This is a genomic window from Chryseobacterium sp. PvR013, from assembly GCF_017833095.1.
GTDB classification, from domain to species: Bacteria; Bacteroidota; Bacteroidia; order Flavobacteriales; family Weeksellaceae; genus Chryseobacterium; species Chryseobacterium culicis_A.
In genome coordinates, this window is record NZ_JAFIBT010000001.1 from 3,053,083 (window position 1) to 3,070,060 (window position 16,978).

Here is a 16,978-nt window from a genome sequence, read left to right on the forward strand (position 1 = left end):
AGAGGATACTGGATAATATAGTATACAAAAAAAGTGTGTAATGAAAACGGGATCAAGCAACGCTAATATTGAATATTATCGTTGCGGGAATGAATAAAGCGTGGGGTACATTGTGATTTTTCACAGAGGGCACAGATTTGCACAGAGGATGATGGATATAATATAGATATACAAAAAAAGTGTGTAATGAAAACGGGATAAAGCTTGTTCTTATGGAATATAAATACTGATGATGATATATAATAGGGATAGTAATAAACAAAAACTCAAATATTAAAAAACAGAAGGCGAAACTCGAAACACGTAACTCAAGACCCAAACACTGAATTCATCATTTATCATTCATCATTTATAATTTATAATTAACACTCTTCTCCCCTAGCCCTGATAGAAATGGTTACCCCACAGCATGCGTTGGAGAGTTGCTGGGTTGGAGCGCTAGAGAGCCGCTGGCGTGAGGAGTATGAATGGATAGCAGGAAATAGCTCCTGAATAAGTTGCAGAGTTTGAGGGTTGGAGAGTTAGAATATCAATTTTGTGTTAAGGATAGGAATATGAATCGATTAGCTCTTCCAAAGGAATAATCAGAAAAAACGTTTGACTAATAACTTATAGGTAAAGTATCCTAGCAGACATCCAATAGTATCTGCTACGATATCCAATGTTTCCATAGATCTCCCTAATCCCATTTCTTCCTGCAGGATTTCTGTAAGGAATGCATAGATAAGAATGATCTGAAAAAAGTATGAGAATTTTATTTTTGGGAATGCAGCAATAAAAGAGAACCCCAAGGCAGCAAATATACTGAGATGTAATACTTTGTCTATACCGCTGAACATAAACCAATATTCATGGTTTTCTTCTCCGGGTTTGAGAAGCATATAAGTAAGAAATGCCCAATAAATGGGCAATATCTTACTAAATATTTTTGAAATCTTATCCAATGATAGCTTTGTAATCATCTGCAGAAAGTAACTCTGACTGATCTGCCCCATCAGCAATTTCCAATTTGATGATCCATCCGTCCCCATAAGGATCTGTATTTAACAGTTCAGGCTGAGCTTCTAATTCTGAATTGAACTCAATAACCTTTCCAGCGATAGGTAAGAATAGATCTGAAACCGTTTTTACTGCTTCTACACTTCCGAAAACATCTCCTCCATTAAGATCATCATCTACAGTATCTACGTCAACGTAAACGATATCTCCAAGTTCTCCCTGAGCGAAGTCTGTAATACCAATTGTAGCAATGTTACCTTCGATCTTGATCCATTCGTGATCTTTCGTGTACTTTAATTCTGATGGTGTGTTCATTTTTTAATTTTTATTTTGTACAAATGTATTCAAAAATATAGTAGCTTCAAATATTGGATATAAAAAAAGTCCTTCAAACCTGAAGGACTTTTATGTTTGTATTATTTTTAGAATCCACCTCCGGAATCTCCGAATGTAAATGTGGCAGAAATACCTGCTCTCACTGTAGACAGTGGGAATGCTGTAGAGATCTTATACTTTGAGGTCATCTGTTCGTAGAATACTCTCAGGTTCAGGTTTTCGGAAACGTTATAGTCTGCGGAAAGTTTGATATTCATCAATCTCTGTCCTCCTGTAACCTGTGCATCATTTAACAGAATATTCATAATGGATGTTTTACTGTCTCTTAATGAAATATCTCCTCTGATGTTAAGGTCACTTCCTTTTCCTCTTGTTCCTCTTCCTCTGATATTGGCTGTTCCTAATCTGAAGTTTCTGATAATATACCCAAGTCTTACTACATATTCTGTATTGGCATCTTCGGTAAGCGTCTGGTTAACTAACCCCAATACCATCATTCTGGTTCTGTTGTACTGTATTCCGAACTGCATATTGTTTCTCATGGTAACATCTACTCCAATAAGCGGTGAGAAAGATTCTACATATCCCACCTGGGCGAATGTATACGGGTTAATTTTATCACCTCCATCTTTGACCACATTACCTGCATTATCTACTGTCTGATAATATCCGTTCGGGTTACCGTGATAATCTACGTTACTCTGAATACCTGTTGCCGTATAGGTGGCGGTATAGGCATGTAAGATATCAAACTTCGTGAACTGCCCGCTGATCATCGGGATATTTTTCAATCCGGAATAGGTAATTCTCCAGTTTGGTAACGGGAATCCTGATTTTTTAGGATTGCCCATAGGCGTCACTGATTTTCCTTCCATCGCTGCTCTAAAGGCAGGAATCAATACATAGGCATTTCCAATGCTGTAATGCTTAGCAAATCCGTTGTTATCCAATACTGCTCCCGGATCTCCCAGTTGTTGAGAAAGAGCTCTCGCATTTTCTCTGATCGCCTGGTAAACTGCCTGCCCATCTTTAAATGATGTACTAAGAAGCATTGTCGTATTGGAATAGGTAGTCAATTCGCTGGCAAATGTAAAGTCAGGATCAGAAACCCCACCATTGATATAGTTAAATCCTGTATGTGAGAAGTTACTGTTAAAAGTATGCAACACATTAAGGTCAACTCTTAAATCATTCATCGGCATCACTTGTAGGTCTGCTCTCAATTCTTTGGTCGACATTCTTACATAAGGATCTGTCATATATTTAGAATCACTCACCCATCCGTTTTCCATTACTGTTCTTCTGATGTCAGCCTGTGATCCTAAAAGGAATCCAAGAGTTGGTCCACCCAGTGTCTGTCCAGATCCATACCAGTTTGGAGCTGATATTAGTCCCGGAAGTACTGTTCCATTCGTTTCGTTATAACTTACGTTTAACTGTTTGAAAGAAGTCAGTAAGAATGCTGCACTTTGAAGTGGAGTAAGCTTATTCTTAAATTTATATTTCTTATATCTGTATCTGTTTTTCTCCCATTGCTTTGCATACACATTATTCAGAGAGTCCATTTCCTGTCTGCGTTTCTGAAGTTTGGCATTAATATTTTTGAAATAGTTAAACTGGCCAAAGAACTTCGGAAGATCAGCAGAGGCTGTTGCCTGAATCACATTGGTATTCTGTCCTATTGATCCTAAGCTTGAAGGCCTATTAGTCTCAGGATCTACAAATCCAAGCAATGACGTAGATCTTGCCGCCCAGTTATAGGTAAATCCATATCCTACTTCCGCATCAATAAAGTCCAGATAAGGCAGATACTGGAATGGTAATTTATAGTTTAACTGTGCTCTGTGGTTATACAATACCGGTCTTCCGGCTCTGAATACATTTCCGAAGATTGACTTACTATCCATCGAATTTACATCCAGATTATCATTCAGCGTTCTGGTGGCAGAGTTGATTTCCAGTTTTAATGATTTTGTGAAATTGAATCCTAATCCATACTGCCATCCAAAGAAGAAGTTTCTGTTTCTGATAGCATCAAAATTATTGTTCATGTCACCATTCAGGATAGCTTCTACATTTCTGAACTCAAGCTCATTATAATTTCTGTCGATTTCAGTTCTGAAAGATATTCTTGTAGGAATTGGGTTAATATTGAATTCCTTTACCCATCTCAGATATTTTGTAGACTTTGCCGTATCACTGATCATCTTGTTGAAAGGCTTCAATACCCACGGTTTAAACGTGTAGTTATAATCAATATATCCTCTCAGATACTGTCTGTAATTTCTCTTGGTATAAATATCTCTGAAATAATCATCGTTATAAACAGCCGTTACTGAAACGTTTTCAATATCATAAAACTTAGACTTTTTATTTGGATTTACTCTTTCTTTATGCATGTTGACAACTCCGATACTTCTCTGCTGAGTATATGTTCTCGCTACTTTTTTCAACTGCTCCTTGTTGGGTGCCTTACTGAATTCTACATCGGTATCCAGAGGATTGTACTTTGGATCTTCAATAGTCTGCGAGTAAGAATAATTTAAAGGAATCTTTACTCCGGTTTTTTCAGGAAGGAATTTATCTACATTAATGGCAGTGTTAATACTAAATGCCGATTGAGTAGACTGGGTTCTTTCCGCAGGTTTTGAATCAATATTCCCGAAACCAACTGAGGTATATGAGGCATTGGCATTCACTGTTGCCAGGTCTCCCATATTGAAGTTTAAGCTGGCATTTCCTGCATACCCTCCATCATTTTCAATTTCAGAAAGACGGATTTCGTTTACCCAAAGAACTCTTGATATAGTAGAGTTTGTTCTTGGATCTGCATTTCTTACCCCAATCATAATGGTGGTAACATTTCCTAAACTCGGTCTACCTTTGATATAAATATTTTTATACGGTTCCTGATATCCTGTATCAACTGTTCTATTCGTAATAGCAACACCAGATTTGTCTCTTCTGATTTTAGCATCTACAAAGTTCTGAACATCAAAATCAACTTCATTTTCTATTGGCCAGATCTCCATAGGAGCTGTTGCTGTTGTAGGAGTCATTCTTAAAGATGATTCATACTCATAATAGTTATCAGTAGCATCGCTTCCGAAACGGATAAAGAATTTGGTATTCTCATCCAGTCCAATTACTCTGTTCAATGGATCATGAGCGTGTACAAACAGCTTCAGCTTTTTGTATCTTCTCATATCCAACGTTGTATTTTTGAATACTCCTCTTGCCTCAGTTTTAAGATCTTTCACTTTCATGTAAAGTGAAGCTTCATTCTGTCTCTGTGCTCCTGCATTTCCACTCAATACCTGTCTGTCAATTCCCGGAGGCAATACATATGGAGGCTGATTCAATGCATTTTCTTCAATATTTACACTTCCTATTTCAAAATTAGGATCTGTCACAGTTCCTGTTCCTTCTTCTGGATTAGTAACATTTAAACTTGCAATTTTACCTGTATACTTTCTCCAGTCTGATCTTACAAGATCCATTGTTCCGAATCTCAGAGTAGAGGTCTGATCAAATCCTGCAAGCATCAATCTTGCAAATCTTACGTTATTTAATACTTCATCTTCGTGTGTTCCTTCAGCTTTATCATAATTTGCTACAGGAATTCTAAACAGGTACCATTTAACATCTGAAGACTGTCCGTTCTGGAATGTTGCTTTTACTGTTTTTACATCTACAATATTGTTCCCTCCCAGCGCTAAACTTTGCTTATCAAGTTTGATCACATACTGATTATAGTTTTCAGTCTGATCAAGGTTGTAGTCTTTATTGATATCTTCAGCATCCGGAGTTTGTGAAGCCACATTCAGAGAGTTGGCTTCTGAGTTTCCTTCAGGATTTCTGAAATATTTGTATCGTTCTACAACAGAAGCTGCCTGGCTTCCTGTAAATTTATCAGAAAGATAGAATACAAAGTCATCCACTGCAGGGTCAGCAATATTGGTTACCGGGTTTACAAAAGTATTTCCGAATCTCATAGCTTCCTGATCAGAAGTAAGACCGTCATATCCTGCATCCTGCACTTTTCTGTCCTCTCCTTCTGTAGAGAAGGCATATAAAATTGGTGGTTGTTTTGGCTGTATTCCCCAGTTTGAATTCGTTGTAGAAGATGGTGTACCAGGAGTTGGCAATCCATTTTCATACTGCATTTTCCCATCCTTCAATACATCTTCAGAAACGTTTCCTAAGTGAAGTAATAGTTTTGGATCAGTACCCAGTGTTTTACCATCTGCATAAGGGTCCATCATCCAGAATTCCACATATTCAATGTTTGAAGTAACAAAGTTGGGAACACTGATCGACCTCATGATCCCCGCCCATCTGCTTTGTGCCTGTTCTGTTAACGGGTTTACGTTGTATGGTCCTTTTTCTTTAGGGAAATATGAAATATCGAAAGTATTCGTAAAGGTTTGTTCTCCTGCTACGAAATCTCTGTTATTATAAATCTCCGAATATTGTACTCTTCTGGAAGCATGGTTGGATACAGACTGTGGGGTAACTCCTGCCGGAGCTTTTCCTCCAACGCCCCAGAACCTAGGGTCGATATTATACCATGTTAATAATCCTCTTCCATATCCACTTGTTATATCGTCATCTCCTGGTACTGTATTAAATGGCGGCAGTGTATTTTTTTCCGGTTTTGAAGCAAGGCTCCATGCTGCCGGTTCTTTTAATGATATTTTGGAAGTTGTTTGTTCAAAATCATCAATGTAAGACTGGTTGTTTGTGCCTTTATTCAATCCAGGTAACAAATACGCAGCTTCCATCTTGAAGTTTAAGTTGGATGGAGCTTCGGTTTTCACCATTGGAAGTTTGTTGGTCAATCTTGTAAGGTAAGGAGCCTGATTGTTGTACATCAAGTTGATTCCTGCCATGGTATTGTTTACCGCTTCCTGTCCGAAATTTACTTTCTGGGTTAGTGGAGACTCAGAGTAATTGATCACCGTTCCTCCTAAGATAAAGTTTTCACTAAATCTTCTTTCTAAATTTAATCCTAAGAATCTTTTTCTTTGGGTATTAAATGTCAATTGGTTTTCAAGTGAAATATTGATGGCCTGTCCGGACTGTTTTACATTTTCATTAATGATTGTAACCGTACCAAGCATATAATCTACGGTATAGTCTACACCTTCTGTAAGCTGTACTCCATTTGCAGCCACTTTTACTGATCCCTGAGGAACGTTTACTGCACCTAAAGATATACCCTGCCCCTGAACACCTTTATAACGGCCTTCCATTGTATACCTCTGTGAAAGGTTACTGGCGGACGCTTGTTGTTTTTGTTTGGTATAAAGATCCTGAAATACATATTGAGGATCACTTGTACCTAATTTTGCTTCCAGAAATTTACCGAAAGGCTGTACTTTGGTAAAAATCACTCTTCCTGTTTCCGGTCTGATGGTAATCCCATTGACAAAGTCGAAAATACCGTCTCCTTTACTTCCGTCTTTATTGTTCTGGATATCGCCGTTCATATTAAGACGGTCCCAGTTGAATAACTTCAATAAGTTCTGATCTTTTACAGGAGTGTCTGGAAGATAGTTTACTTTACCTCCTGTTTTTGGATCTCTGTAATAAACATTAAGAATAAAACCATCTGGAGATACCTGTCCTGCATCCATAGAATAAACATTCTTCATCATCAGATCCCACATCGGAGATTGAGTGTTCACTTTATTGTTTACTCTCAATACTTTGGTGATCAACACCGGGCTTTCTTCAGAGAACTCTCCTACTTTGTATACTTTATTGCTTCCGTTAACCGTATATGAGTAGGAAACGGCTAAAAGCTGCTGGTCATTAAGCTTTTGATTTAATGAAATATATCCTAGCTGAGGTTGGTAGGTAAATTCATTAGCATTCAGTTTCCTCGCTTTTGTAGCAAGAAGAAATTCTTCTCCGTTACTATAGGGAGTAGGTGTTCCCGGGAAGACATGCCCTTGAAAAAGAGCATTGTAATTTTTCCCTGCTTCTCTTGTTCCGGCTACTGCTGATACCTCATCATACAATCCGTTCAGCGAGTTATCCGGCAGAGTAACTCCTCCAGGTCCTTCTCCAAGGTCTCTGATGCCGATAATACTTTTTTGATAAGCGAGATTACTGTTCCCCTGATCTAGTACCCAGACTTCCATTCTGGTAATATTGATTGTGGAGTTGATCTGTGGGTAATTAAGTAAGGCATCATCATACTTGTTCAGGAAATAGTGCCCTAAAAAGAAGTGCTGGTTTTCTTCATAGTCAATCGCATTGACTTTAAAGTTGTTCATCACACCACCACCCTGAACTACAATATTACGAGCCTCTCCCTGTTGCTGGGAAAGGACAACCGTTCCAAATGTTTTTCCTAACTGAAACTCTGTTTTCACCCCAAACAATGATTGTGAACCACGGATAAGGCTGGTTGAAAGCGGCATATTTACGTTACCAAACTCAACTCTTTTGATGATTTTATCTTCTCCTCCTTCGTTGGGTTTATCTACATTTCCAAGACCTTTACTTTGAAGATCTTTCCAGCTTCCTTTTGCCTGCCAAACAAGATTCATTCTGTTTTCAAAAGCAAAACCACTCTGGGTATCATAATTGGCCTTTAACTGAAGGTTTTCCCCTACTTTACCCAATAAACCAAGCTGAATTCGCTGATCGATATCAAAGGTAAAACTGGTCCTGTTTTGCGGCAGGATCATCGGGTTATCTATTTTCTGGTAAAGTCCTGCAAAATCAAGGGATGCATACCCTGAAGGAATGATTTCAATTTTGTTACCTCCGAAAATTGTTTCAAAAAGCCTGTTATTAATTAACAATGAAGGGATTAGCCCCTGTTTTCTCGCATCGGATCTGTCTTTTCTGAAAAGAAGGTTATATTTATCAGATTTCTCCTTGTAATAAGCTTTTGTCTGGCTGGCAAGCATATATTCTTTATACTCTTCCGGAGACATGGCTGTAGGAGGACCTGTAATGGTATTTCCGATTTTGGGATACACATAGTACATCCCGGTTTTTATGTCGTAATAGGCTTCGTACCTCGTAGGGTCTGCCACTTCATATTGTTTTCTTATGATCGCTGTATCTTTCTGTGCCTGTGCAAAAGCACTGACAGACATACACAGGAACGACAGGAACAAAAATATGTTAAGATGCTTAATATTCGCCACCAAATGTTAAATGTTTTTTAAGATTTGTTTAACCAATTCTTCTACCGAGATGCTTGGATTTTGTTTTATAATTTTATCCGCAATCTTCTCGCTCGTTCGTTTAGGAATGCCTAAAACTTCTAATGCAGATAACGATTCTTCCTTAATTTTATTATCCGCCATTACAGAAATGTTCGCATTCGGATCACTGTATTTCTGTACTTTATCTTTAAGATCCACGATAATTCTTTCAGCAGTTTTTGCACCGATTCCTTTTGCTTTTTGGATCAATGCACTGTTTCCGGAAAGTATGGCAGAAGCAATCTCATCAAGGCTTAATGTTGACAACAGAATAAGTGCTGAAACAGCTCCTACTCCATTAACGCTTATTAACAGATTGAACATTTCTTTTTCTGAACGTGTGTTAAATCCAAAGAGAAGATGGGCATCTTCACGGATGATCTGCTGGATAAATAAAAAGGTCTGCTGATTCAAAACCAGCGTTTGTGAGGTCATCAAACTGATTCCCACATAGTAACCAACTCCTTGTACATTAATGACAGCGTAGGTAGGCGTAAGTTCTTGAACAGTGCCTTGTAAAGAAAATATCATTATTAATTTTTAAAACTCCCAAATATAGCAATTTAAACTAATTAATGTTTTCATTTGATGTACGAATGATTTTTAACTTAAATTTCAAATAAGAATTCAAGGAATTAACATAAAAACAAAAGACTCCAAAATATGGAGTCTTTTTACTATCTGAACACGGTTTAAAGTGTCATTTTTTAAATAAGAGAGATGGATTACTTATTTTCGGTAATACCATCCATTCTGTATTATTTTTTCTCTCTTCTTTGCGCATCAAGAACAGCAATGGTAGCAAGGTTTACAATCTCATCTACGCTTGAACGCATCTGAAGTACGTGTACCGGCTGCTTTAACCCCATTAAGATGGGCCCGATAACCTGTGCTACTTTCATCCCTCTTATAATTTTGTAAGAAAGATTAGCACTTTCAAGGTTAGGGAAGATGAAGGTGTTCGCTGGTGTAGTACCTAATTTTGAGAATGGGTAATCACTCAGGTGATCTGCATTCATGGCAAAATCCGGTTGAATTTCACCATCTACAACCATTTTAGGGAATTTCTCATGAAGAATACTTACTGCTTTTGCTACTTTTTTAGAAGTTTCAGAGATGGCAGCAAAGTTTTCAAATCCAAGCATGGCAATCCTTGGTTCGATGGCAAAAGATTTCACTGTAAATTCTGCCATTTTAGCAATGTTCACAAGATCTTCAGAAGTAGGATTCTGGTTGATGGAAGTATCTGCGAAGAAAATAGGTTTCTTTTCAGACAGGATCATCATCATGGCCGCTACTTTATCTACTCCTTTATCTTTTTCAATAACTTCCAAAACAGGACGTAAAACTGAAGTATAATTCTTAGAGAATCCTACGATAAGACCATCAGTATCTCCATGTCTAAGCATCAAAGGTCCGAAATAATCTCTCTGACGTACATATCTCTTTGCTTTGTATTCGTTCATTCCTTTTCTCTGACGAAGTTTCCAAAGGGTTTCTCTGTATTTTTTTCTGTTTTCTTTCTGATCGTCATCACTTGGATCAATGATCGGAACATCCAGGGTAATTCCGTAACGCTCCATCTGCTCCTTGATGTATTTTTTATCTCCTAAAAGACTTGGATAAGCAATTCCTTCTTCATAAAGAATCTGGGCAGCTTTCAATACATTGTATTCTTCAGCATTTCCAAGGGTAATTCTTTTCGGATTGGATTTTGCACGGCTCTGCATCATTCTTACCAATCTCTCATCTCTTCCCATTCTGTCTAAAAGCTGGTGCTCATATTCTTCAAAATCCGTAATGGTTTTTCTTGCAACACCACTTTCAATAGCCGCTTTTGCTACAGCACTTGATACTTTTGTGATCAGTCTGTTATCAAAAGGTTTTGGAATGAAATATTCTCTTCCGAACTGTAAGTTCTGAACGTTGTATGCTAAAATTACAGCTTCCGGCACCGGTTCTTTTGCAAGATCGGCAATGGCATGTACAGCAGCCAGTTTCATGTCTTCATTAATTCCTGTAGCCTGTACATCTAATGCTCCACGGAAAATGTAAGGGAATCCCAGTACATTGTTTACCTGGTTAGGATAATCACTTCTTCCCGTTGCCATGATTACATCTTTACGAGTATCAAGGGCAAGGTCATAAGCAATTTCCGGATCAGGGTTAGCTAAAGCGAATACAATAGGATTTTCACTCATGCTCAACAACATTTCAGGAGTCATTACGTTTCCTTTTGATAATCCCACAAAAACATCAGATCCTTTTACAGCATCTTCTAATGTTTCGATATCCGTCTGAGCAATGAAATCTAATTTTTCCGGAGTAAGGTTCTCTCTCTTATGATTGATTACCCCTTTACTGTCACACATCAGGACGTTTTCTTTTTTCAGTCCCAATGAAATATAAAGCTTGGTACATGCAATAGCTGCAGCTCCTGCACCATTCACCACCATTTTCACTTTATCAATATCTTTATTCGCAATCTGCAAAGAGTTGATCAATGCAGCTGCAGAGATAATTGCAGTTCCGTGCTGGTCATCATGCATCAAAGGAATATTTAACTCCTCTTTCAGTCTTTGTTCTATATAAAAAGCTTCAGGAGCTTTAATATCTTCCAGGTTAATCCCTCCGAAAGTAGGAGCGATACCTTTTACGATTTCAATAAATTTATCCGGATCTTTTTCATCGATCTCAATATCAAAAACGTTGATATCTGCAAAGATCTTGAATAAAAGTCCTTTCCCCTCCATTACCGGCTTTGAAGCTTCAGCACCGATATCTCCCAGTCCAAGTACGGCAGTACCGTTAGAAATTACTGCTACCAGGTTTCCTTTTCCTGTATAATCATACACAGTTTCCGGTTTATCATGAATTTCCATACAAGGAACAGCTACTCCCGGAGAATAAGCCAATGACAAGTCTCTTTGAGAAGAGTGTGGCTTTGATGGGATTACTTCAATTTTTCCTTTGGGTTCTGCTTTATGATAATCTAGCGCTGCCTGGCTAAAGTTCTTTTCGTCACGATTGTTGTTACTTGACATAAAATTTGGTTTTTTGTTAAAGTATATATTTAATGTGGTAATCTACTAAGCTTTCTATTGGTTTCTGCACAACATGTCCCACATTTAAATTAAGTTCTGTAGCTACAGAACGTAGTATATTTTCATAATAATAAGCGATAGATCCGATAAAATTGATTTCAACGTCTTTAGCTTCTTCATAGGGGATTACCTGGTATTCAAAGAAGTTTTTCATTTCTTCAAAAACCATATCCCTGAAATAAGGATGATCTTTTCTTTCGATCACAAATTTGGTAAAGTCTGCCAAATAAGCATTTGGTCTTGTCGTATGATACATATTTTGCAATGCATCCTCTACGGTAAGCAGATAGTTGGCTTCAAATTCGGCCCGAAGGTCTGAAGGCAGTTTTTTCATGAAATATCTGCGCAGCAATTGTTTTCCTATAGCACTGCCACTTCCTTCATCTCCAATAATAAATCCTAATGAAGGTAATTCTATCTTTACGTTTTCCCCGTCGAAATAACAAGAATTTGATCCTGTGCCAAGAATGCACACGATAGCAGGTTTTCCGCTGTATGCTGCATAGGCTGCAGCCATCAGATCTTCCTTCACAATAAATTCTGCTTTTACAAAAACCTTCTTCAACTCTTCCTCTATGGTTTCGCAGTTTTTTTTCACACCACATCCGGAACCATAAAAATAGACCTTGGTAATTGAATTTTTAAGGGACATCAGATTGCTATTTTTCTGCACCTCAGGAGCGATAAGTTCTCTGTTGATAAAATTCGGATTGAAACCGATTGTTTCTGTTTTCAGAAAAACCTTCTTAAAGTCATCAAGTATTACCCAATCCGATTTAGTAGAACCACTATCTACAATAGCAACCATATTTTAGATTTTAATTTAAGGGTGCTAAATTAGGAATTTATCTTCAATTAGCGTTTAAAAACAACCTGGAAGCTGTCTAAAATCATTAATGTTTGATTTGTGTTTTTTTTTCGTTGAATTGTAAGAGCCAGTCTTCTATTTCATCTTCCAGATAGGAAGTCTGTAATACCATTGCATTGATAAAATCATCAGGCACTGGTTCTCCGTTGGAGTTTTCAAGATTCCACAATTCATTTGACATATTTTCATATTCAGAATACACTCTTTTGAAGCGGGAATTTTCTTTCTCAAGAGCCTCAATATTTTTCTGTTGAAGCTGGAATTTTCTGTATTTGTTTTGACTTTTCATACAAATATTATTAATAATTGGGTCATAAAATATTGGAGTATATGCGCTTAATCGTGCACTACAAGATAGAAAAAACCATCAACACAAGGAGTTGAAAATGAATTTATTATCAGGTCATTATTACATCATTCTGAATATTAAAATTAGAAATAATTTTTATTAAAAAAAATATTTTAACAACTTTTTTCAGTGTTTAACATATAGTTATAAATTTGCATATCCATATTGTGAAGCTATGTAATTATTGGTATTTTAAAACCATTATTATGAAGAGGAATTCACTAAGGTGTTTATCTGCTGGGATATAGATCACTTCAGTACACTATCCGGTATGGACAAAGATTTTTAGTTTTATACTCATTACATGAAAGAAATACTCTTACGCCAGAAACAGGTTTTGTTCTTCATCATTGCAGGAGGACTGAGTGCCATTATAGAAATAGGCAGCTTTAAGATTTTCAGCACCTATCTTCCGCACTTCTTTGTAAAGGAAACCAACTTCTATGGGATACATTATCCTTTAAGTAATATTTTTTCTACCAGCTGCGGGATTATTACCAACTACTTCCTGAGTATCTGGTTTGTATTTGAAAGGGGAAAGCATTCGAAGAGAAAAGAGTTTGCTTATTTCATGGTTGTTTCTTTCTTTTCAACATTACTCAGCTTAGGTTTTTTCCAAATATTCTACAGTTTCATTTTTAAGGACAATATCAATTTATTTTTTTATACCTTGAGCCCGGAAATGATCAGCAAAATTGCAGCAATATTGCTGGTTTCCATTCTGAATTATTCGATAAAGAAGAAAGTAATTTTTAACGGTTAAGCTGTGACAAAAATTTTAAATTATCTCTGGAGATTCTGGCTGCTGCTGTTGGCATTTTTTCTGACAGTCATTATTGGAATCCCGGTTTATATTTTATCCTTTAATAAAAAGCATTATAAATACGGCTATAAACTTGTCAGACTATGGTGTTTCGGCATGTTTTACGGAATGGGCTTCAGATATGATCTGACGAACCTTTCGGAACAGGTAAAAGATAAGAACATCCCTTATGTCTTTATCTCCAACCATACGTCCATTATGGATATTATGCTTGTCTGCATCCTGTTTCCAGATCATCCGATTTGTTTTGTAGGAAAAAAAGAACTGGTAAAGATTCCGATTTTCGGAACCATATATAAAAGGATTTGTGTCATGGTAGACAGGGCCAGTGCAAAAAGCCGAGCCGATGTATACCGCAGATGCGCAGAGAAGATGGAGGAAGGCAACAGTATTGCTATTTTTCCTGAAGGCGGTGTACCTGACGACACTTCTGTTATCCTCGATGATTTTAAGGACGGTGCCTTCATGCTGTCTTCAAAACATCAATCTCCTATAGCTGTTTATACCTTTGTGGGACTCAAGGAAATGTTCCCGTTTGAAAACTCAAAAGGCTATCCTGGAAGAGTAAAAGTGTATTTCAATGGAATCATGGAGCCTACAGATTCGCCAAAAGACTTAAAGGCAGAGGCTTATGAGACAATAAAAAAAACCTTAATCAGGTATTCCGTTGAAAGGAAATAGTTATATTTGTTTGTGAAATCTATAATAAATATGTCAAATTATTCTAAACAAACCAATTGGGCACAATTCATTCCGTTGGTTACTGTATTCTTCTTTTGGGGATTTGTAGCAGCCAGTAATGATATTCTGATCCCAGTTTTTCAAAAAGCCTTCAATCTATCTCAAACTGAAAGTATGCTGGTGCAGATATGCTTTTATGTAGCGTATACTGTAGGTTCTTTAATTTATATGATTGTATCAAAGAGTCTGAAACAGGATTTGATCAACAAAATCGGGTACAAAAACGGCCTTATTGTAGGACTTTTGATTTCCGCATTGGGAACCTTACTGTTCTACCCTGCCGCCAATATGCATTCTTTCCCTTTAATGATCTCCGGATTATTTATTGTAGGTTTAGGATTCTCTCTTCAACAAATTGTTGCCAATCCGCTTGCGATTGAGGTAGGCCCTACAGAAACAGGATCTCAGAGATTAACAATGGCCGGGGGAATCAACAACCTAGGGACAACCATCGGGCCGCTTATCGTTGCATTTGCCATTTTTGGTTCTGCAAGTGCTGCCAATACAGAAGCAAGTATAGAAAGTGTAAAAATACCTTACCTGATATTGGGAGCAGCCTTCGCACTTGTAGCTTTAATGCTTAAATTTTCTTCTCTTCCTGCTGTAACTCCTACTAACACTGAGGATACAGATGACACAACTCCGGGAGAGCACAGAAAATCAGCATTCCAGTATCCTCAATTGGTCATGGGAATGATCGCCATCTTCGTATATGTAGGAGTAGAAGTTTCTACGGCAAGTAATCTTCCTGCCTATATGGAAAAAAATCTAGGATTTGAAACAAAAGATGTAGCTCCTTACATCTCTCTATACTGGGCATCATTAATGATTGGCCGTTGGACAGGTGCTGTAGAAGCATTTGACGTAAACGCAGGATTCAAGAAGGTCTTAAGGTTCTTAGCACCTTATCTTGCATTTGGGGTATTTTTATTTGTAAACGCACTTGCTCATCATGATCTTTCTCCGTTCTATGTATATGGATTTATCATTATTGCAATGATTATCTGTGATATTTTAAGTAAAGGAAACCCGGCAAGAATGCTTCTGATCTTCTCTTTAGCAGGGATCACAGCTTTACTTGTTGGTATGTTTACTACCGGAATGGTATCTGTATATGCATTCACCAGTGTAGGTCTTTTCTGCTCTACTCTATGGCCATGTATTTTCGCATTGGCAATTAACGGACTTGGAAAACACACCAATCAAGGTTCAGGATATCTTATTATGATGATTATGGGTGGAGGTATCGTAAGCTTTATACAAGGGTATATTGCCGATCTAACGAATATTCATTTCAGTTATATCGTAGGGGTTATTTGTTTTGCTTATCTTGCATTCTATGCAATCCGTGTAAGTGGAATTCTGAAGGCTCAGGGCATTGATCTGGATAAATTATCTAAAGGTAATGGGCATTAATATAACGACAAAAATATATAAGAAAAAGAGGTTTTGGGCAGGTGTATTACTTGCCCAATTTCTTTTGTTCTATGGATTCTCAAAATCCAAAGTGATGGTTTCTTTTTTTGAAAGCTTTTTTGAATTTCAGAAAAGAGCTCACCAGATGCTGTTCAGCTGGGCTCCGTTTTCTGTTGGAGATTTGATTTACATTATTCTGGCAGCTTTTCTTTTATATTATTTCATCACTTTATTCAAAAAGCAACGAAGAAATAATTCGATGATAAAGATACTGATCATGATGAATGTGTTTTATTTCATTTATCAGGTGTTTTGGGGAATGTTGTATTTCCAGACTCCTATTATTCAAAAACTTTCAAGCCAGGAAGAACCCAATGTGAATAAGGCAAAAAAACTGGCTCTTATCTATCTTGAAAAATGCAGACAAACCCGACAGTCTGTTCATGAGGACAATAAGGGCGTTTTTATCATCACTGACCTAACTTCTATCCAAAAGGAAATCCTGAATCAGCAGACAACATTACCTTCTTATATTTCGGATAAAAGAGCTCCTCAGATACTGGATATCAAACCCAGTTTATTCAAGAATGTAATGAATTTTACAGGTATTCTCGGATACTATAATCCCTTTACCGCAGAAGCTCAGTATAACTCTGAATTACCTCATACTTTCATTCCCTTCACAACCGCCCACGAAAGCTCTCATCAATTAGGCTTCGCAAGAGAACAGGAGGCTAATTTTGTGGGATATTTGATAGGGATTCATTCCGACAATCCGGAGTTAAAATACAGTACAGAGTTATTCACTTTAAAAAGCCTTTTGAGATTCATTGCAGAGGAAGATCCTGAATTTGTAAAGAATATTCTTCACCATTATTCTCCAGCAATGAAAAGAGATCGTGCTTATGAAAAAAGCTTCATTTTCCGTCACCAGGGTTGGCTGGATGATTTCTTTGGATTTACCAATAATCTGTTTCTGAAAAGCAATCAGCAGGAAGGTTCAGTCACGTATTCTTACTTTATAGATCTTCTTTTAAATTATGAGAAAACATAAAAAAAGAATCGTATCAGGCGATACGATTCTAAAAACACAAATGATGAAAAAAAATTTAT

11 protein-coding genes are annotated in these 16,978 nt (G+C 37.2%); 4 read left to right on the forward strand and 7 right to left on the reverse strand.

The window, feature by feature from the left end; genetic code table 11:
* Nucleotides 1–584 precede the first annotated feature (584 nt).
* From JOE44_RS13890 to JOE44_RS13920, 7 genes are all read right to left on the reverse strand, one after another.
* The gene (locus tag JOE44_RS13890; RefSeq protein ID WP_348635074.1) at nt 585–911 is read right to left on the reverse strand and encodes a VanZ family protein; all 327 of its coding nucleotides are present in this window, start codon (nt 909–911) and stop codon (nt 585–587) included.
* Between the two features lie 25 nt (nt 912–936).
* Nucleotides 937–1,314, reverse strand: coding sequence for a glycine cleavage system protein GcvH (gcvH, locus tag JOE44_RS13895; protein WP_209786030.1), 378 nt, complete (start codon nt 1,312–1,314; stop codon nt 937–939).
* A gap of 107 nt (nt 1,315–1,421) precedes the next feature.
* Nucleotides 1,422–8,453, reverse strand: coding sequence for a cell surface protein SprA (gene sprA / locus JOE44_RS13900; protein ID WP_209786031.1), 7,032 nt, complete (start codon nt 8,451–8,453; stop codon nt 1,422–1,424).
* Between the two features lie 57 nt (nt 8,454–8,510).
* On the reverse strand, nt 8,511–9,095 hold the full coding sequence (gene ruvA / locus JOE44_RS13905) for a Holliday junction branch migration protein RuvA (RefSeq protein WP_209786032.1): 585 nt from the start codon (nt 9,093–9,095) through the stop codon (nt 8,511–8,513).
* A 227-nt stretch (nt 9,096–9,322) separates the two neighbouring features.
* Complete coding sequence (locus tag JOE44_RS13910; RefSeq protein ID WP_209786033.1) at nt 9,323–11,608, reverse strand: NADP-dependent malic enzyme; 2,286 nt, start codon at nt 11,606–11,608, stop codon at nt 9,323–9,325.
* A 16-nt stretch (nt 11,609–11,624) separates the two neighbouring features.
* The gene (locus tag JOE44_RS13915) at nt 11,625–12,476 is read right to left on the reverse strand and encodes a BadF/BadG/BcrA/BcrD ATPase family protein (RefSeq protein ID WP_209786034.1); all 852 of its coding nucleotides are present in this window, start codon (nt 12,474–12,476) and stop codon (nt 11,625–11,627) included.
* An 85-nt stretch (nt 12,477–12,561) separates the two neighbouring features.
* Nucleotides 12,562–12,825 (reverse strand): hypothetical protein, encoded by a 264-nt coding sequence (locus JOE44_RS13920; RefSeq protein WP_105684657.1) that lies wholly within the window; start codon nt 12,823–12,825, stop codon nt 12,562–12,564.
* A 364-nt stretch (nt 12,826–13,189) separates the two neighbouring features.
* On the opposite strand from JOE44_RS13920, the gene JOE44_RS13925 reads away from it, so the two are divergent.
* From JOE44_RS13925 to JOE44_RS13940, 4 genes are all read left to right on the forward strand, one after another.
* Nucleotides 13,190–13,648: a GtrA family protein gene (locus JOE44_RS13925; protein WP_105684656.1), complete on the forward strand. Its 459-nt coding sequence runs from the start codon at nt 13,190–13,192 to the stop codon at nt 13,646–13,648.
* A 3-nt stretch (nt 13,649–13,651) separates the two neighbouring features.
* The gene (locus JOE44_RS13930) at nt 13,652–14,389 is read left to right on the forward strand and encodes a lysophospholipid acyltransferase family protein (protein ID WP_209786035.1); all 738 of its coding nucleotides are present in this window, start codon (nt 13,652–13,654) and stop codon (nt 14,387–14,389) included.
* Between the two features lie 30 nt (nt 14,390–14,419).
* Nucleotides 14,420–15,865, forward strand: coding sequence for an MFS transporter (locus JOE44_RS13935; protein WP_209786036.1), 1,446 nt, complete (start codon nt 14,420–14,422; stop codon nt 15,863–15,865).
* Between the two features lie 94 nt (nt 15,866–15,959).
* On the forward strand, nt 15,960–16,919 hold the full coding sequence (locus JOE44_RS13940; protein ID WP_245169785.1) for a DUF3810 domain-containing protein: 960 nt from the start codon (nt 15,960–15,962) through the stop codon (nt 16,917–16,919).
* Nucleotides 16,920–16,978: the final 59 nt, after the last annotated feature.

Coding starts and splice junctions, on each gene's coding strand:
- JOE44_RS13940 (WP_245169785.1), top strand. CDS start 15,960: ATGGTTTCTTTTTTTGAAAGCTTTTTTGAATTTCAGAAAAGAGCTCAC.
- JOE44_RS13925 (WP_105684656.1), top strand. CDS start 13,190: ATGAAAGAAATACTCTTACGCCAGAAACAGGTTTTGTTCTTCATCATT.
- JOE44_RS13915 (WP_209786034.1), bottom strand. CDS start 12,476: ATGGTTGCTATTGTAGATAGTGGTTCTACTAAATCGGATTGGGTAATA.
- JOE44_RS13910 (WP_209786033.1), bottom strand. CDS start 11,608: ATGTCAAGTAACAACAATCGTGACGAAAAGAACTTTAGCCAGGCAGCG.
- sprA (WP_209786031.1), bottom strand. CDS start 8,453: ATGTCTGTCAGTGCTTTTGCACAGGCACAGAAAGATACAGCGATCATA.
- ruvA (WP_209786032.1), bottom strand. CDS start 9,095: ATGATATTTTCTTTACAAGGCACTGTTCAAGAACTTACGCCTACCTAC.
- JOE44_RS13920 (WP_105684657.1), bottom strand. CDS start 12,825: ATGAAAAGTCAAAACAAATACAGAAAATTCCAGCTTCAACAGAAAAAT.
- JOE44_RS13935 (WP_209786036.1), top strand. CDS start 14,420: ATGTCAAATTATTCTAAACAAACCAATTGGGCACAATTCATTCCGTTG.
- gcvH (WP_209786030.1), bottom strand. CDS start 1,314: ATGAACACACCATCAGAATTAAAGTACACGAAAGATCACGAATGGATC.